13 protein-coding genes are annotated in these 15,386 nt (G+C 45.8%); 6 read left to right on the top strand and 7 right to left on the bottom strand.

The window, feature by feature from the left end; all coding sequences use genetic code 11:
* Positions 1-59: 59 nt before the first annotated feature.
* From Q1A41_RS08135 to maoP, 5 genes are all read right to left on the bottom strand, one after another.
* Complete coding sequence (locus tag Q1A41_RS08135; protein WP_299976987.1) at positions 60-704, bottom strand: DsbA family protein; 645 nt, start codon at positions 702-704, stop codon at positions 60-62.
* Positions 705-828: 124 nt separating this feature from the next.
* Positions 829-1,638, bottom strand: coding sequence for a M14 family metallocarboxypeptidase (locus Q1A41_RS08130; protein ID WP_299976984.1), 810 nt, complete (start codon positions 1,636-1,638; stop codon positions 829-831).
* Positions 1,639-1,942: 304 nt separating this feature from the next.
* The gene (locus tag Q1A41_RS08125) at positions 1,943-3,985 is read right to left on the bottom strand and encodes a flavohemoglobin expression-modulating QEGLA motif protein (protein WP_299976981.1); all 2,043 of its coding nucleotides are present in this window, start codon (positions 3,983-3,985) and stop codon (positions 1,943-1,945) included.
* A complete protein-coding gene (gshB, locus tag Q1A41_RS08120) occupies positions 3,969-5,003 on the bottom strand; it encodes a glutathione synthase (RefSeq protein ID WP_299976978.1) in 1,035 nt (344 codons plus the stop codon). The genes Q1A41_RS08125 and gshB overlap by 17 nt, the downstream gene beginning before the upstream one ends.
* Positions 5,004-5,024: 21 nt before the next feature.
* Positions 5,025-5,375, bottom strand: coding sequence for a DUF413 domain-containing protein (gene maoP / locus Q1A41_RS08115; RefSeq protein WP_299976975.1), 351 nt, complete (start codon positions 5,373-5,375; stop codon positions 5,025-5,027).
* Positions 5,376-5,497: 122 nt separating this feature from the next.
* On the opposite strand from maoP, the gene Q1A41_RS08110 reads away from it, so the two are divergent.
* Positions 5,498-6,367: a LysR family transcriptional regulator gene (locus tag Q1A41_RS08110; RefSeq protein ID WP_299976972.1), complete on the top strand. Its 870-nt coding sequence runs from the start codon at positions 5,498-5,500 to the stop codon at positions 6,365-6,367.
* A gap of 246 nt (positions 6,368-6,613) precedes the next feature.
* Here the strand turns inward: Q1A41_RS08110 and Q1A41_RS08105 are convergent, their stop codons facing one another.
* A complete protein-coding gene (locus tag Q1A41_RS08105; RefSeq protein WP_299976969.1) occupies positions 6,614-7,309 on the bottom strand; it encodes an OmpA family protein in 696 nt (231 codons plus the stop codon).
* A gap of 249 nt (positions 7,310-7,558) precedes the next feature.
* On the opposite strand from Q1A41_RS08105, the gene Q1A41_RS08100 reads away from it, so the two are divergent.
* From Q1A41_RS08100 to Q1A41_RS08080, 5 genes are all read left to right on the top strand, one after another.
* Positions 7,559-9,400 (top strand): DUF3604 domain-containing protein, encoded by a 1,842-nt coding sequence (locus Q1A41_RS08100; RefSeq protein ID WP_299976966.1) that lies wholly within the window; start codon positions 7,559-7,561, stop codon positions 9,398-9,400.
* Positions 9,397-11,241: a DUF3604 domain-containing protein gene (locus Q1A41_RS08095; RefSeq protein ID WP_299976963.1), complete on the top strand. Its 1,845-nt coding sequence runs from the start codon at positions 9,397-9,399 to the stop codon at positions 11,239-11,241. Before Q1A41_RS08100 ends, Q1A41_RS08095 begins: the two co-directional genes overlap by 4 nt.
* A gap of 68 nt (positions 11,242-11,309) precedes the next feature.
* On the top strand, positions 11,310-12,185 hold the full coding sequence (locus Q1A41_RS08090; RefSeq protein WP_299976960.1) for a peptidylprolyl isomerase: 876 nt from the start codon (positions 11,310-11,312) through the stop codon (positions 12,183-12,185).
* Position 12,186: 1 nt separating this feature from the next.
* Positions 12,187-13,176, top strand: a complete 990-nt coding sequence (locus tag Q1A41_RS08085) for a HupE/UreJ family protein (protein ID WP_299976957.1) — start codon at positions 12,187-12,189, stop codon at positions 13,174-13,176.
* 60 nt (positions 13,177-13,236) lie between these two features.
* The gene (locus Q1A41_RS08080; RefSeq protein ID WP_299976954.1) at positions 13,237-14,961 is read left to right on the top strand and encodes an NAD(P)/FAD-dependent oxidoreductase; all 1,725 of its coding nucleotides are present in this window, start codon (positions 13,237-13,239) and stop codon (positions 14,959-14,961) included.
* Between the two features lie 135 nt (positions 14,962-15,096).
* Here the strand turns inward: Q1A41_RS08080 and Q1A41_RS08075 are convergent, their stop codons facing one another.
* The gene (locus Q1A41_RS08075) at positions 15,097-15,378 is read right to left on the bottom strand and encodes a YebG family protein (protein WP_299771399.1); all 282 of its coding nucleotides are present in this window, start codon (positions 15,376-15,378) and stop codon (positions 15,097-15,099) included.
* Between the last annotated feature and the right edge of the window lie 8 nt (positions 15,379-15,386).

Here is a 15,386-nt window from a genome sequence, read left to right as displayed (position 1 = left end):
TTACTCTAAGCAGGGCGAGAAGCCTCACAAAACTCTAACAGCCAAATATTAATACTCTATTAGCGACGTAAACCCAGCTTATCCAATTCAAAGCAAACAGAATCCACCCTGTCATGGCCGAAATACGGTTCGCCGTTCAGGCTGAAGGTTGGTACTCCCCAGTGACCACAAATCTCTAAGTTGGTTTGATTCATTTCTACTTCATTGGCGTAGCTTTTGGGGTTTGCGGAAATTGCGCTAACCATAGCGGTCAGATCTATGCCTGCACGCTCGGCTGCGCGGGCTAGATGATCCCCTTGATCCCAGTTTTCAGTGCCACCAAAAATAAGGCGAGAAACTTCAGCCGCATATTCGATGCCACGACCTTGGCGATTTGCCTCAACACCCAGGTGAGTTAATCGATAGATATAAGGCTGTTCTTCGGTGGCCTGAAAGGTTTCCATGTCAGTAACGATAGGGTCTGGTCTAGGCCAAGCATGTGGCATGCCCATCATCTCGGCGCGGCGGGGCCAGTCTCTCAATATATAAGCGCCGCGCTTTAAGTTTTCGGGGCTAAAAAAGTCAGGTTGTCGAACCGCAAGGGGCAATACAGGGCGCAGTTGTATCTCAGCGAAATACTGTTCTTTAATTTTTAGCGCGCCTGGAGTACTAAGATAGGAGTACGGGCTTCTAAATGAAAAGAATAAATCAATAACAACGCTCATAAGCAGTCCCTGTTTGTAGTTTTTTAAAGTACTACTGGCTTAACGCTATATGAGCAATTGGGATATTGCAAGATGGTTGTATTCAATGGTTCAAATGGTTGGTGTATAAATTGTTAGCCACCGTCTATTTTCTACCTAGAAACGCGCTAATCAATTCTGCATTGGCTTGAATTCGTAAATCTAGGTTTTGCATCCCGGGAGTTTCACTGCAGCAGGCCAACGTGATTCCGCTAGAAACCAAAAACGATTCAAACGATGAATCGAATTGATTGAAGATTATTCCGTCATTTACCCTGCAGCCATCAACTTCTCCATCCGCTACTATTGGAAAATGACAGGCTAGTGTATCTCTCAAAGCCTTACTGAAGGTGCCTGGTTCGTGCTGGTTTTCATAGGTGTACACATAACCGTTAGCGCTACATACATCCTCGTGGCAGGTTAAGAATCCATCTTTGCTCGCTGCCTTCAATAAGTCTAAATTCTCTAATAAGACAAGGCCTTCAAGCGAAGCTTGTTCGGCTGTACTTTCTATCATGCTTGGATGAGGGAAGCCTCGATTAGGGTTTTCTCCCCAGTTGTTTAAACGACGGCCTTTGGCAAAACCTGTGGGGTTGACCAAAGGTAGTATGTTTAAATTAATGTGCGTTAGGTTGGTGGGCTCTAGGCAAGATAGAAAATGCAAAATCCCCCAAGGTCCAGCCGGCTCTTCACCATGGAAGCCTGCGCTTATTAGTCGCTGTTTTTCCTTTGTTGCTGAGTTTTTAGACTTAATAAAATACAAAGGATAGCCGCCGATCGTTGTTAACACCTTTGAGTCAAGGTTTAGGCGACGAATTTCTGCTGACAATAGTTCATAATATCGATCGATATCATTACTGTAGCAGGCAAATACATTGCTATACCAAATGTAAGCTTCTAAATTGTCGGAACACATATGAGCTCTATAAAAACCTTAAAAATTTTGAGGGTTCGAGTAAATTAAAAATCGATTCCTGATTTATTTTTGGTTATAATTCGTTTAATACACACTTTGTGCCCCCAAGCATGAAGCACACTTTTTATGCCGCATATTTATGCGGCTTTTTTTATTCTATTTCAAGTGTGATGCTATTAGTATGCAGCTTTTGTAGTGGCATAAAAAAGCCGCTCAATGTGCAAGCGGCTAGATTGCTCTTCCTAAGCGAGGCCTTCCGGGCCTCTTCTCCTCGATACGCACAGTATAACTTTTTATAAAAAAGCTACGCAGCTACTACTCCGGATCTCTTATAAATCTTGACGCTACCTTGATTTCCTGAGCGAATGCAGCTCATCAAGTAATCTAATACCGGGGAGTTACTTTTCGGGCTGTCAAGAAACTCAGGAAAGAATTTTGGTGAATTAATTAGCTGTCGATCAACCATCTCATTGATGATGGGCAGGTAGGCAAAACCGGTCTTTCCTACGTAAAGATTTTTAATATCTTGTGTTTTTATTGTCTCTAGTGCCAAGCCAACACCATTAAGATATAAATAATCTTTGGTAAAACCGCCCCCACGGTGCACTCTAACAGCCAGTTTAAAGGCTTCATTTTCTGAAAGCTTGTGCTCCTCGTGCAAAAAAGCATAGGTGTGTCTGAAATCACCATATTTCAGCATTTCTTTTACAGCCAGCACCCTCAGGGCAAGGCCTCGAAGGCGTTTAAGGTTCATGTTTCCAGATTGATACTCGTTAAGAATTGCCAATCCTTCTTGAGTCAGTGTATTGCCAGGCAAGCCCAAAGAGAAAACTTTCAATCGTTGTGAAGCTGCATTCAATGTCGTGGCCATATGCACTCCCAGCTCGTGGTGCAATAGGCTTTGGGCCTCGCTATTGTTTAACTCCAAGTTCTTAGCAATAAGCACAGCCTTGCGGCTATTCGATACCATTGCGGAAGCGACTAATTTTGCACTGCTTTCTACCTTACAGGCCATTCCCCATTGATTTGCTGCTTCTTTAAAGTGGCTAATAAGTTGCTCGGTTGTTACTCGCGCTTCATCTTCAGGGCCTATTCCATTTGCATGAAGTAAAAAGCGAGCATTCTGCTCATCACTAAGGCTTGGTTCTCCATAGTATTTGAGAGATTCATATAGGAAGTCAGCTTGGCCTGCTTTTACCAGTAAATCAATTTTTTCACTCAAACCATCTATCACATCACGATAAAGTGACTGAATGCTAGGGTCTCGAATAGTATCTACAGGCAATCGGTAAAGCTTCTCACGAAACAGGTACGGATCAATATTTAGTGGGCGATACTGAAAGTCAGGCTGGTATTTCCCCTTACCCTTAAAGAAACGTTTGCTTTCGGAGGGAATATTAATCGGGTTTATGTAATATAGTGTTTCTAGGCCTTTGGCTAAGCGGTATAGAGCTCGATCGACTTTTAGAATCGATGGATCCATTTTCTCGGTCAGCATGTCCGACTTTTTTACACGACGTTTCGAGGTAAATCGACGCGAGAAAAAAGCCGAAATATCCACTAGGCAGTTTTTAAACTGTTGGCTCAATGCCTGCATTACCAGAGGGTATAGCTCACCGCTCACCTCATCCATAAAGACCTTTTTTACCTCTAGAGGCAAGACAAGGCTATTTTGGAAACGACTATTGATATGTGCAATCAAATACCCTCGCCCATGAAATACCGCGTTTTCCTTTGAGCCTACAGGAAGATTTGGAATTTCTATCTTAGATAACTTGGACAGGCTTAGGTCAACTACACTCTGCCATCGTTCCTTGTCAATTTGTTCTGTACCAAGATTAAAAGTAGGGCTGTCTTCAGCTTGACGTAAATAATTGTAGGAGTGCACATCAAAGATTAACGCAGCTCCAAATCGTTGTTCGATAAAACTCACCAAGGCATCTAGCACTCGATAAAACGCCTGGTGTTTTTTGATGCTGGCATTTCGCTCTTTTAAAGATAGCTTTTTCGCCCAAACCTCTTTACCCCAGGCCGTCTTGTATAAGCAGTTAGCAATAGGGCGGTTTAAATCATACTCATAACGAGAATCTTGGGCGACCAGAGTAATCGGCATAGCTTGGATAAGTTGGTCGGTATAAGGGTCTTCTTCATACTGGCGCTCATCTTCATTAAGCAAACAAATACCTTCCAGCTTTGGCCGAAACTTATGCCCCGCATGTATTGCGGTGCAAATGGCAGGAGTATGGGATTCTATTTTGAGTAGAAAACCCCCATCGTTAATTTCACACTCAAACAGCTCGCCAGCCTTGATCCGTTCAATGATCTCCGCTTCAGATAACTTCAGCATCTTCAATAACCTTACGGAAGTTGTTTTTCCTTTCAATCACCATTTCACGTGTAGACACTACATTTTCAACGAAATCGATAATCGTCTTTTGCAGTTTCACACGGTTCAATTTATTGATTCTGGTGATACCGCCTGGGCTTAGCACATTCACCTCGATCAGCTTGCCATTGATAACGTCTAGGCCAACAAGATATAAACCATCGCGGACGAGTTGTGGTCCCAAAGCCTTGCAGAGCGCTTTTTCTTCTTTTGTGAGTACGTGCTTAACTTCTTTGCCTCCGGCATGGATATTTGAGCGAATATCTTTATCTGATGGCACGCGCTTCATGGCACCAATGGGTTCGCCGTTGAGCATTAATATACGTACATCACCCTCAGAAGCGCCTTCTACATACTCCTGCAAAATTACATAATTCCCCTGATCTCGGCCAACATAGAAATCTAAAAGGGAACGAAAGTTACGTGAGGCACTTTTTTCTACAACGATGACGCCCTGTCCACCATAACCGGCCAATGGCTTCATAATCATTTGATCAGCCGCTGACTCTTCAAGTACTTGCTCTAGGTACTCCTGACTCTTCGATACATGAGTTACAGGGATGAAGCGTGCAGCCTCGCCACTGAATGATGCAGGATATAGCTTGTTATTCGCGATGCGAAGACCATCGATATCATTCATGATAAAGACGTCGTTACGCACGGAATCGAGGAAGTTTAGTGCTGTAGTATCTAGCGGTGGATTGGCCCGCATAATGATGGCGTCAAAGCCAGCTAAGGGCAGCTTACAGCGCTTGAAATCGGTATTTTTATAAAAAGAAGGAATGCTAGTACTTACTTTGGTCGACTTCTTCAATACATTACAATATGCATAGGCCACGCTATCGCGAATAGTCAGGCTGTTGGGCGTTGTTATTGCAACGGTGATACGCCTCGAGGCAGCCTCATGTATTAACCTTAGTGTACTGTCGGTTTCGGGTTCTATTCGATCCCACGGATACATCAAAAAGCAAATCTTCACAGTAGTTCTCCCAAAAGCCCTTTATAGGTCTTCATCAAATACTGAATCTGAGTCACTTGCCTCAGGAACTGAAGGGTCTGCTTTGCTTGGCGAAGAGACCGTTGACTGACCTTGGGTTTTTTCGCAAAACCGTAACCAAGCCTTCTCATGAGAGCTATTAGCTTCCTTTTCACCCCGACAAACCAAGATAAAGTCCCTTTCTTCTTCTGTGCTGGCTTCTCGACTGCCATCCCACAAAGCTTGATATGCGTGGCCATGGTTTTCTAATAGAGAAACTTGTTCTCGGGTGAACTCTCCACTGCGACTTAAGCCGTAAGGAAAGTACTCCTGTGCATAAAATTTGCTATTACACGCAAAAGATGAAGTTTTCATATCAATAGACATCTTTAATAGAGGAATTCGACTAGGCGCGATTATTTACTTGTGTCTATAGACTGTAAAATGATAGATTTTTCTAGTTATCGATAAATTATTTTGATCGAGCTGGTGCATTGATGAATACAGACTTATTGCGGACATTTCTTGAGGTGGCCAAAACCCGTCATTTCGGGCATGCCGCTGAGAACCTATACCTTACTCAATCAGCAGTAAGTTCTCGTATCAAGCAGTTAGAAGACACCATGGGAGTTAAGGTATTTACTCGCCAGCGTAATAATATTCTGCTAACGCCGGCTGGCGAGAGGCTTATTTCCCATGCTGAAAACCTGTTGGCTATCTGGCAATTGGCCGTGCAAGAGGTGGGGGCCCCTAAGCAGCAAAACCTCCAGCTTTCTATTGGCGGTACGTCTAACCTTTGGGACACTTTTTTACAGTCGGTTTTGCCCAAACTAGCCTTCGAGTTTCCAAATCTCTATATGCGTACAGAGATCAATCAATCACAGCACCTTATCCGCTCATTACTTGGTGGCAGATTAGATATCGCTGTGGTATTTGACGCCCCCACTAATATAGACCTTGAGTCCAGAAAGATAGGCCACCTAGAATTGATAATGGTATGTAATGTTGCCAGCATTCAGCTTTCGGACGTTCCACGTATTGGTCATGTATTTGTAGACTGGGGTACGGCATTTAATCTACAGCAGGCACGCTTATTTACGGAGCCCGTCGCCCCCGTGCTCCATACTGCTCAGAGTCACATTGCCCTGGAGTTCGTTTTAAGCCATCAGGGTGCGGCCTACCTACCAAGAGCACTTGTGCAACCGCACCTAGAACAAGGACACCTGTATCAGGTTGAAGAAGCGTTCGAGATGCAGCAGGACGTTCATATGGTGTATGCCAAGGATGCCGATAAGACCATGCCATTAGGGCCCACCATACGGTTTATCGAGGAGCTAGATATCAAGCCGGAGCCGCCGCTTCCCTAAATTATGCTTGAATATAAATGGGAAGCATTTCTACTGCCGGCCTTGCAATTATTTTAAGGGTTAACTGGAAGGGTAGAAGTGCGGATCGAAGCTGCTTTTGGGGCAAAGTTAGATGCATTGAAAAAATGCCGCGATTTTAAGTCGCGGCAAAAGCGTACAGCGAGTACAAAGGAAAAAACTAAAAAAAGAAGGGGTATCAGCTTAAAACAAAAACAGCGCCTCAAACCCCATGGAGCAAATTAAAACTTAACGGCTAGCGGTCATTTCGGCTTTTGTATCAGCCTTAAACAATTCAATACTTACCCGGCGATCTTGAGCAAACTGCTTAGGGTCTTGCCCCTGCGCATATTTAGAGCCATGACTAAACTCCTCAATGCGCGAAGCCTCAACGCCCATCTTCTCTAGAGTCAGACGCACATTCTTCGCCCTATACATCGAAAGCACATTATTATATTCATCAGTACCACGAGGATCCGCATAACCATCTAAGCGCACCTTCAACTGCGGATTGAGTTGTAAGAACTCCGCCAATCTCGCCAAGCGGCGATGACCATTATCGCTTAACTCATCAGAACCTGTATGGAACAGCAGCTGGAACTCAAGATTATGCCAAGCCAACTGCTCAAGTTGCTCCATTTGTAGCTGACTGCTAGCTAATTGTTGGCGTAAATCATAAAGCTCGGCTTGCGCTTGACTGAGTGACATGGCCGTCTCCTGTGCAGTGTCTGCTTTCTCTATGGTTTCACCAATGAAAGCGCCGCTAATAGCGCCAATCATCATGCCAATAGGGCCGCCAGCAGCAGCTCCAGCAATAGTGGCCCCAACAAAACTCATGCCTTGCTTGGCCTCAGTGCTCACTTCAGCTTGGCTAAGTGGACTGGCTAAGGCGCCACTAATTGCAATGATGGTGGTGATTTTCTTAATAGGGTTGGAAGTATTCATCTTATCTCCTTAACCGATCCTGTCTGGGTGGCTATCTGTTTCGCTTGTTAAGTATTAAAACGAACTAATCTGGCCACTAGCGGGCGAGAAAAAGGCGGTTTGCGATAAAAAATGGCCAATTATGGCAACGTGACGGTGTAGCAATGGAAAACTAGTCGCTTAGGTGCAACATATGTGACAGGTGAAAAGGGTGACTTAGAGGTAAGCTCTTGTTAGTGAAAGAAAAAGCAAAAATAACAGGCGAAAACAATGATAAAAAAGAACATCAAAGCAAGCAAAGCGCTAAACGGTCTTTTGGGCACAATAGGTTTGGCTGCTGCACTTGGTAATGGCCAGGCGATGGCAGAAGAAAAGCAGGTTTATTGGGGAGATACCCATCTACACAGCAGCTATTCCTTCGATGCTTATTTGTTTCGCAATCACACTGCCGATCCTGACACGGCCTATCGCTATGCCAAAGGCTATCCAGTGGTACACCCCTTTCATCGTGGACGGGTGCAAATAGAAACGCCTTTAGATTTTTTAGTGGTCTCAGATCATGCCGAGATGATGGGGGTGGTGCGCGGTCTTGGGCGCGGAGAAAAAGTACTTGCTGATATTCCCATCGCGCAAAAATACATGGGCTGGATGAAAGAAGGGCGAGCTCGTGACGTGTTTTCTGAGTTGGTTGCTGGCGCTAACAGTGGTGAGCGACCTGAAGGAATTACAGCGTTAAGCGCCGATAATGTTCGTAAAACCATGTGGGGTGAAATTGTTGATGCCACAGAACGCCATAATGAGCCTGGGAAATTCACAACATTAGTCGGTTGGGAATGGTCAGCGATGAATAAAGGCGCCAACTTGCACCGTATCGTATTAACCTCCGCAGGCGCAGATAAGGCCAAGCAGTTTTTGCCATACAGCTCGATTGATAGTTGGAAAGCTGAGGATCTTTGGCAATGGATGGCCGATACTTCAAAAGATCTATCTATCGACATGATTTCTATTCCTCACAACCCAAATATTTCAAAAGGAGAGATGTTTAATAATGTCGATTCCGACGGCCGTCCGCTTACGGCTGAATACGCTCGTACAAGAATGCGATTCGAGCCGGTTATAGAAATGACCCAAATTAAAGGTGATTCGGAAACCCACCCGCTGTTATCGCCCAATGATGAGTTTGCTGACTACGAAACCTATCGTTTTTTGATTGATACTCGTCCTGATGTTGATAAAACAGCGCCAGTAAATGCGGGCTCCTATATGCGTTCAGCCTTGCAGCGTGGAATGAAGACTGAAAGTGAAATTGGCGTTAATCCTTATAAGTTTGGCGTGATTGGTTCCACCGATGCCCATACTGGTTTGGCTTCGGCCGAGGAGAATAACTTTCACGGCAAGATGGCTTTAGATGGTACGCCAAGTGGCAAGAATGCTATGCGAGTCGGAAAAAAAGGCGCCAGTGGCTGGGACATGGCGGCGCAAGGATTGGCCGCGGTGTGGGCTCCAGAAAATACTCGTGACGCCATCATGGCGGCTTTTCAGCGTCGCGAAGTTTATGCTACGACAGGCCCAAGAATAAAGTTGCAGCTCTTTGCCGGTTGGAACTTCAAAAAACGTGATGCCGAGAGTAAAGCTTTCGCCAAGATTGGTCAGCGCAAAGGCGTGCCAATGGGGGGTGATTTAAGTGCAGCACCTAAGCGCAAGGCGCCAAGCTTTATTGTTCGCGCCGTAAAAGACCCTAAAAGTGCGAATTTAGATCGTGTGCAAATGGTGAAATCCTATATAGATGCGAAGGGTAATAGCCAAGAAGAGATTTACAATATAGCCCTCAGCAATGGTCGGAATCTAAAAGATCCCAAAGCACTAACAAACACGGTGGATGCTAAAAGCGCTAGTTACCGCAATACAGTTGGCGAAAAAGAATTTGCCGTTTATTGGAAAGACCCTGATTTTGATCCCAAACAACGCGCTGTGTATTACGTACGAGTATTAGAGATCGCGACTCCGCGCCATACTACCTTTGATAAAGTCGCTCTGGGTGAAAAAATTGATGTGGCAAAAGCGAGTATTCAAGAACGAGCTTACAGTTCGCCGGTTTGGTATACCCCATGAGTGAGAAAATAATGACAAAGCAAAACAGGCAATTACTGACAACACTTATCGGCGCAGCTGTTAGCTCGATCGCTTGTGGCGTGGCTATGGCAGAAAGTACGCCCCAGTTATTGTGGGGGGATACCCATTTACACACCTCCTTTTCACCGGATGCTTATTTTCTTGGTAATCGCAGTGTTGATCCCCATGGCGCCTATCGTTATGCCAAGGGCTTGCCTATTGTGAATGCTGCGACGGGGGCTCGTGTGCAAATTGATCGGCCTCTCGATTTTTTATTGATTGCTGATCATGCTGAGATGATGGGGGTTCCCTATCGTCTCTTTCGTGGCGATCCAGAGCTGGCAGGCACCGAGACTGGCCAGCGCTTTATCAAAATGGTGAAGGAAGGTCGTGGTGCTGATGTCTTTGCAGAGTTTTTGGGCAATATAAACGCTAAGCGCGCCACTCCTGAATTTAATAGTGAAAAAATTAGACGCTCCATATGGCAGGAAACCACAGCCTTGGCTGATCAATATAATCAGCCAGGAAAATTTACCACCCTTGTAGGTTGGGAGTGGACATCAACACCCGGCGGCAAAAACTTACATCGCGTGGTGATGTCTTCCTCGACTGGAAAAAAGGCCAGCCAATACATTCCATTTAGTGCTTTAGATAATGAAACCCCAGAGGGCTTGTGGAACTGGTTAGGTGAAACCAGCAAGAAATATAAAACTGATTTTATCTCCATTCCCCATAACTCAAACATCAGTGGTGGCTTGATGTTTGATGTGGTCGATAGTGACGGCCGACCCATTACTGCTGATTATGCTCGCAGCCGTATGCGCTGGGAGCCAGTGGTCGAAGCGACTCAGATTAAAGGCGATTCTGAAACGCATCCATTGTTATCACCTTCTGATGAGTTTGCCGATTTTGAAAGCTATCGTCATTTGCTCAGCGTTAAAGATGACGGTAAGGCACCTGTTACCGAAGCGGATTATATTCGCTCTGCACTACTGCGTGGTTTAGGGTTTGACCAAGCTCTGGGGGTGAATCCCTATAAGTTTGCTTTAATCGGCTCCAGCGATGCCCATACCGGGCAGGGAGCAGCCGATGAGCACAACTTTGCTGGCAAAGTAAGTATCTACGGTAAGCCAGAAAGCTATGATCAAAGACCGAGTAGCAGCAACGCAACAAACGTTAGTGGCTGGGATTTCTCCGCTTCGGGTTTAGCCGCAGTGTGGGCAAAGGAAAATACTCGTGATGAAATCTTTGCCGCTTTTAAGCGCAAAGAGGTTTATGCAACCACGGGCACTCGCATTGCATTACGAGTATTTGCGGGTTGGGACTTTAAGCAGCACGATACTAAAAATCGAAATCTGGCTGCTGTTGGCTATCGTAAGGGTGTGCCTATGGGAGGTGATTTAAGTAGCGCTCCCAAAGGTAAAAATCCTGGTTTATTGATTCAAGCGGTGCGTGATGCCAAAGGCGCCAAATTAGATCGTTTACAAGTGGTGAAGGGCTACATTGATGAGGCGGGGCAGCCACAGGAGAAAATTTATAATGTGGCGGTTTCTTCTGAGCGCGAGCTGAAAGACGGTAAAACCACAGCTGTGCAAGATACTGTCGATACTCAAACGGCCAGCTACCAAAATACTATTGGTGCCGATGAGTTCGTAGTATTGTGGCAAGATCCTGACTTCAAGCCCAAGCAGCGAGCTTTTTACTATGTGCGCGTATTGGAAATTCCAACCCCTAGGCATACCTTATTAGATGCGGTTGCGATGAATAAAGCGCACCCCAAAACACAAGCTAGCAGTATCCAAGAAAGGGCATATAGCTCACCGATTTGGTACACTCCATAAGATTCAATACAGGGGCAATGTGTTTTGCCCCTATTCCAACCTATCAAGCAGACTATAAGAATTTCAATATGCGTTTATTTAAAGAGCCCCTGTTGTACTTTTTGTTGGCGGGCTTCGCGTTGTTTGTGCTGTATTACAGTATTAATCCCGAAGTAGAAGATCAGTCTATCGCTGTGGATGAGAATAGCATCCTCACCTTTATCCAGTATCGCAGTAAAGCATTCTCACCAGAGCTGGCCAAGCAGCGTTGGCAGGCCATGAACCAAGAAGAACGTAAGCAACTGCTGTTGGATTACTATGAAGAAGAGCTGCTATTCCGTGAGGCTGATGGCTTAGGTTTGATGGAAGATGATTACATCATTAAGCGGCGCTTAGTGCAGAAAATGGAATTTATTATTCAATCTGAAGCCGCTGAAGAAAAACGTCCTAGCGAAGCTGAACTATTAGCCTTTATGGAAGAGCACAAAGCTGATTATAAAGTACAGCCCTATATTAGTTTTACCCATATTTACTTTCCCGTTGGGGTAGCTGTGGATCAGGGCTTATTACAGACCCTGAATCAACAAGCTGTTGCTTTTGCCGATGCTGGTAAATTTGGTGAGCGTTTTTTGTATCATCGTAATTATATTGAACGCACTCGCGACTATGTGCTAGCCCACTTTGGTGAAGCCTTTGCCCAAAAGCTATTTGCATGGCCACAAGAAGAGCTAGACGCGAAGCAGTGGATTGGCCCTATTAGCTCAGAGCATGGGCAGCATTTTTTGCTAGTTACCCAACGTAAAGCGGCCTATCAACCTAAGTTAGCTGAGGTGTATAGCCGTGTGGAGCAAGATTATTTGCGACAACAGCAACGTTTGCAGCGCAAAGTTGCAGTAAAAAAACTCAGTGAGAAATACCCGGCAAGGGGAGATGAAGCTCTGATTAAGTTATTGCAGGAGTCTTAATATGCCTGCTGTAATGACTTTTAAAGCTATCTTGCTTTCTGGCCTGCTGGCACTTGTGGCCCTTATTAGCTGGCAAGTGCAGGCCCACGAAAGCCGCCCTTTTTATATCGATATCCGTGAGAGTGAGCCGGGGCAATTTGAGCTGCGTGCCCGAGTGCCTGCATCGGTGCCTAGCTTTAATCGCCCTCGTATTGAGCTGCCAAGCTTTTGTCAGTATCAGCAAGCAAAGACGGCTCTGCGAAAGCCTTTTAGTTGTAGTGAAGGGATTGAAGGGGCTGAACTCAACATTGTCTACCCTTTGGCAAACCCGTCGATTTCCAGCCTAATTCGCTTAGAGCGCAGTAACGGCCAAGTACATAATGCTCGGCTTGGGCCAAAACAAATATCCTGGCAGGTTCCGGCCTTAGAGGAGCGCTGGCTGCTAGCTAAGGATTACACCATACTGGGCATTGAGCATATCCTAATTGGATTGGATCATTTATTGTTTCTGGCTTGCCTTGTTTTTATTGCGGGTGGTTGGCGCCGTATTTTGATTACGGTAACCGGCTTTACAATTGCGCATTCAATCACCTTAGCAGCTGCGGCCTTGGGTATTGTGAGCTTGCCGGTGCCAGCTATTGAGGCGGTTATCGCCTTAAGCATCATCTTTTTAGCGAGAGAATTGGTGCTAAATCGCCGTGATACCTTAACTTGGCGCCAGCCAGTATTTGTTGCCAGTAGCTTCGGTTTATTGCATGGTTTTGGCTTTGCCGCAGTGCTAGCTGATATAGGCCTGCCGCAAACCGAGTTGCCAGTGGCGCTGTTGTTTTTTAATATCGGCGTCGAACTCGGGCAGCTCTTCTTTGTCTGTATTGCAGCTTTCGCCTTTGCACTATTGCGAAGGGTATTTACCGATATGGCCCTTTTGCACCAGAAGGGGCAGTATTTTAGCGCCTGTGCAGTCGGCGTATTGGCGAGTTTTTGGTTTTTTGAACGTATTGCAGGCTTTTGATTTTCGGGGTGATTAGGCCCTCGGGCCTGCCCCATAATCACTTTAAGCGAGGTTCCTGCAATGATGTTTTCCACGAGCTGTCGGGGCTTTTCTTGCTTGGCGCATGGGGTGTTAGCTCGCTTACTACTTCTCCTATCTTTTCGTCTGGTGTCTCGCCAGCTTTCCCCTTTTGTGCTTACTGTTTCTTTTGTACTGTCATTTAGCTCGAGCTTGCTCTTTGCGCAGGGGCCAGCACTGTCCATCGATTCCCATAGTGAATTACGGGCCAAGACTATGAATTTTGATGCCGATATCATTGTTGTTGGCGCTGGTGCTGCCGGCCTTGGTGCAGCCAGCGAGCTTCAATCACTGGGTTATAAGGTTGCTATGTTAGAAGCGCGTGAGCGTATCGGGGGGCGTGTTCATACGCTTTATGACGGTGAGCAAGCTATTGAGATAGGCGCCAATTGGCTGCATGGCCAAAGCGATAATCCCTTAGTCGCATTAGCGAAACAGCAAGGGCATCGTTTAAGCAAGCCTACGGACTGGGGAGATAGCCTTAGCTACGACGAATACGGTGAGGAGATTGAAGATACCGAAGACCTCTCGGATCGCTGGTATGAGGTGGTGGCGAAGTACATTGAGCAATACTTAGAGCGTGAACCAAATGCCAGCATGCAGATGCTGATGGACGACGCCCAAAAGTCGGGCGATCTGGGTTTTGTCAGTGATGATTTGCATAATCTGTTCATTAATTTTATGTATGAACAAGATTGGGCCGCCGATGCTGCAGAGTTATCTGTTCAGTCGGAGATGGATGGCGAGGACTATCGTGGCGGTGATCCTATTCCATTGGGCGGCTTTCAAGCCATTCTTGATCCATTGAGTAAAAATGTGGATGTGCAGTTAGCCCGACAGGTTAATGCTGTGCAGCAGCTGGAAGACTCTGTAGAGATTAGTTACAGCTATCAGGGCCAAACTCAACTCATGCGAGCTAAACGTGTTTTGATAACTGTGCCAGTATCTATTTTGCAGGCTGGCAAGATTCGTTTTAGTCCAGAGCTTAGCGCCCGCAAGCGCGACGCCATTACTCTTTTGGGGATGGGGCATCTCAATAAAGTATGGTTAAAGTTCCCAGAAGTTTTTTGGGATGATGAGCAAGCTTTTCTTCGGGTAAGCCCAGAAAAAGATCGTTTTAGCCTTTGGCTTAATGTCCATCACGTCAGCCAGCAGCCTTATCTTTTGGCTTTAAGTACGGCCACTCAGTTGGAAGCGGGCAGTGATGCGGAAATTGTCGAGGAAGCGATGTTGGCTTTGCGGGGGATGTATGGCGATGAGATTCCTGATCCTGTTAAAAGCTATATCAGCCGTTGGCAAAATGATCCTTTCTCTTTAGGAGCATACAGTTATCTTCGTCAAGGTGGGCGCCCAGAGCACCGTCAGATATTGGCGGAAAATGAAGGTTTAATTTATTTTGCTGGTGAGGCTAGCCACAGTGAGTTTCCATCGACTGTGCATGGTGCTTATTTATCGGGCTTACGTGAAGCGGCGAAAATTCATAAAAATTTAAACCCAGGCGTCAAGCCATTGCCTGCTAAGACTTTACCAGAGTTTAAAGAGCAAGGTGATTTAAGTGAGCCTTTCGCTGAGGATACCCCTAAAAAAATAAGCGATCATGAGGCGAAGATTAATCTAGAGCAGGGTGAAAAGACTCCAGTTCTAGAAGCAAAACAAGAACAAGAAAAACCTCCAAAAGCGGAAGACTTTGAAGCAATAGCGCTGGACAAAGAAGGCGAGCTTCAATAGCAGCGATCCCCAATAACAGCGACCATGAAAAAACGTACCCACCGGGGGAGGTGGGTACTAAAACAGCAACAAGTACTTGAATAGCACCCGAGGAGCCAAAAGGCCGCAGGGGAAAGCCGGGCGCTAGTTCAAGAGTTAAGCTTGTGCCGTTAGAGGTGTTACGTTGTCTTCCTGAGCCGGCTCTTCTAGCAGTACATCAGGTTTGCCCTTACAGGCTTTAGCAAGGGCATCGCGACGCTCGGCAAGCAGTAAGCCTATGGCCTCGCTGGTATTTTCATCTAGACCGTCGATATGGTTTTCTAGCAGCGTAGTAATGTTCGCTGCCAACTCCAACATTTTGTCGTGTTCTTCCGCATCTTTTTTGTTTTCAAACATCTTTCCGTCTCGGTCACACTTCCAAACAGCTACTACAGCCATGAGCCAAT

Source organism: uncultured Pseudoteredinibacter sp. (genome assembly GCF_947502065.1).
Lineage (GTDB): Bacteria > Pseudomonadota > Gammaproteobacteria > Pseudomonadales > Cellvibrionaceae > Pseudoteredinibacter.
The sequence above is the reverse complement of the archived record's forward strand: the minus strand, read 5'-3'. Positions and strand labels throughout refer to the sequence as shown.

Bases quoted from the DNA above. Each gene is read 5' to 3' on its own strand.
- Q1A41_RS08075 (WP_299771399.1), bottom strand. From the start codon at position 15,378: ATGGCTGTAGTAGCTGTTTGGAAGTGTGACCGAGACGGAAAGATGTTT.
- maoP (WP_299976975.1), bottom strand. From the start codon at position 5,375: ATGAAAACTTCATCTTTTGCGTGTAATAGCAAATTTTATGCACAGGAG.
- Q1A41_RS08105 (WP_299976969.1), bottom strand. From the start codon at position 7,309: ATGAATACTTCCAACCCTATTAAGAAAATCACCACCATCATTGCAATT.
- Q1A41_RS08090 (WP_299976960.1), top strand. From the start codon at position 11,310: ATGCGTTTATTTAAAGAGCCCCTGTTGTACTTTTTGTTGGCGGGCTTC.
- Q1A41_RS08130 (WP_299976984.1), bottom strand. From the start codon at position 1,638: ATGTGTTCCGACAATTTAGAAGCTTACATTTGGTATAGCAATGTATTT.
- Q1A41_RS08125 (WP_299976981.1), bottom strand. From the start codon at position 3,985: ATGCTGAAGTTATCTGAAGCGGAGATCATTGAACGGATCAAGGCTGGC.
- Q1A41_RS08085 (WP_299976957.1), top strand. From the start codon at position 12,187: ATGCCTGCTGTAATGACTTTTAAAGCTATCTTGCTTTCTGGCCTGCTG.
- Q1A41_RS08100 (WP_299976966.1), top strand. From the start codon at position 7,559: ATGATAAAAAAGAACATCAAAGCAAGCAAAGCGCTAAACGGTCTTTTG.
- Q1A41_RS08095 (WP_299976963.1), top strand. From the start codon at position 9,397: ATGAGTGAGAAAATAATGACAAAGCAAAACAGGCAATTACTGACAACA.
- Q1A41_RS08135 (WP_299976987.1), bottom strand. From the start codon at position 704: ATGAGCGTTGTTATTGATTTATTCTTTTCATTTAGAAGCCCGTACTCC.
- Q1A41_RS08110 (WP_299976972.1), top strand. From the start codon at position 5,498: ATGAATACAGACTTATTGCGGACATTTCTTGAGGTGGCCAAAACCCGT.
- Q1A41_RS08080 (WP_299976954.1), top strand. From the start codon at position 13,237: ATGATGTTTTCCACGAGCTGTCGGGGCTTTTCTTGCTTGGCGCATGGG.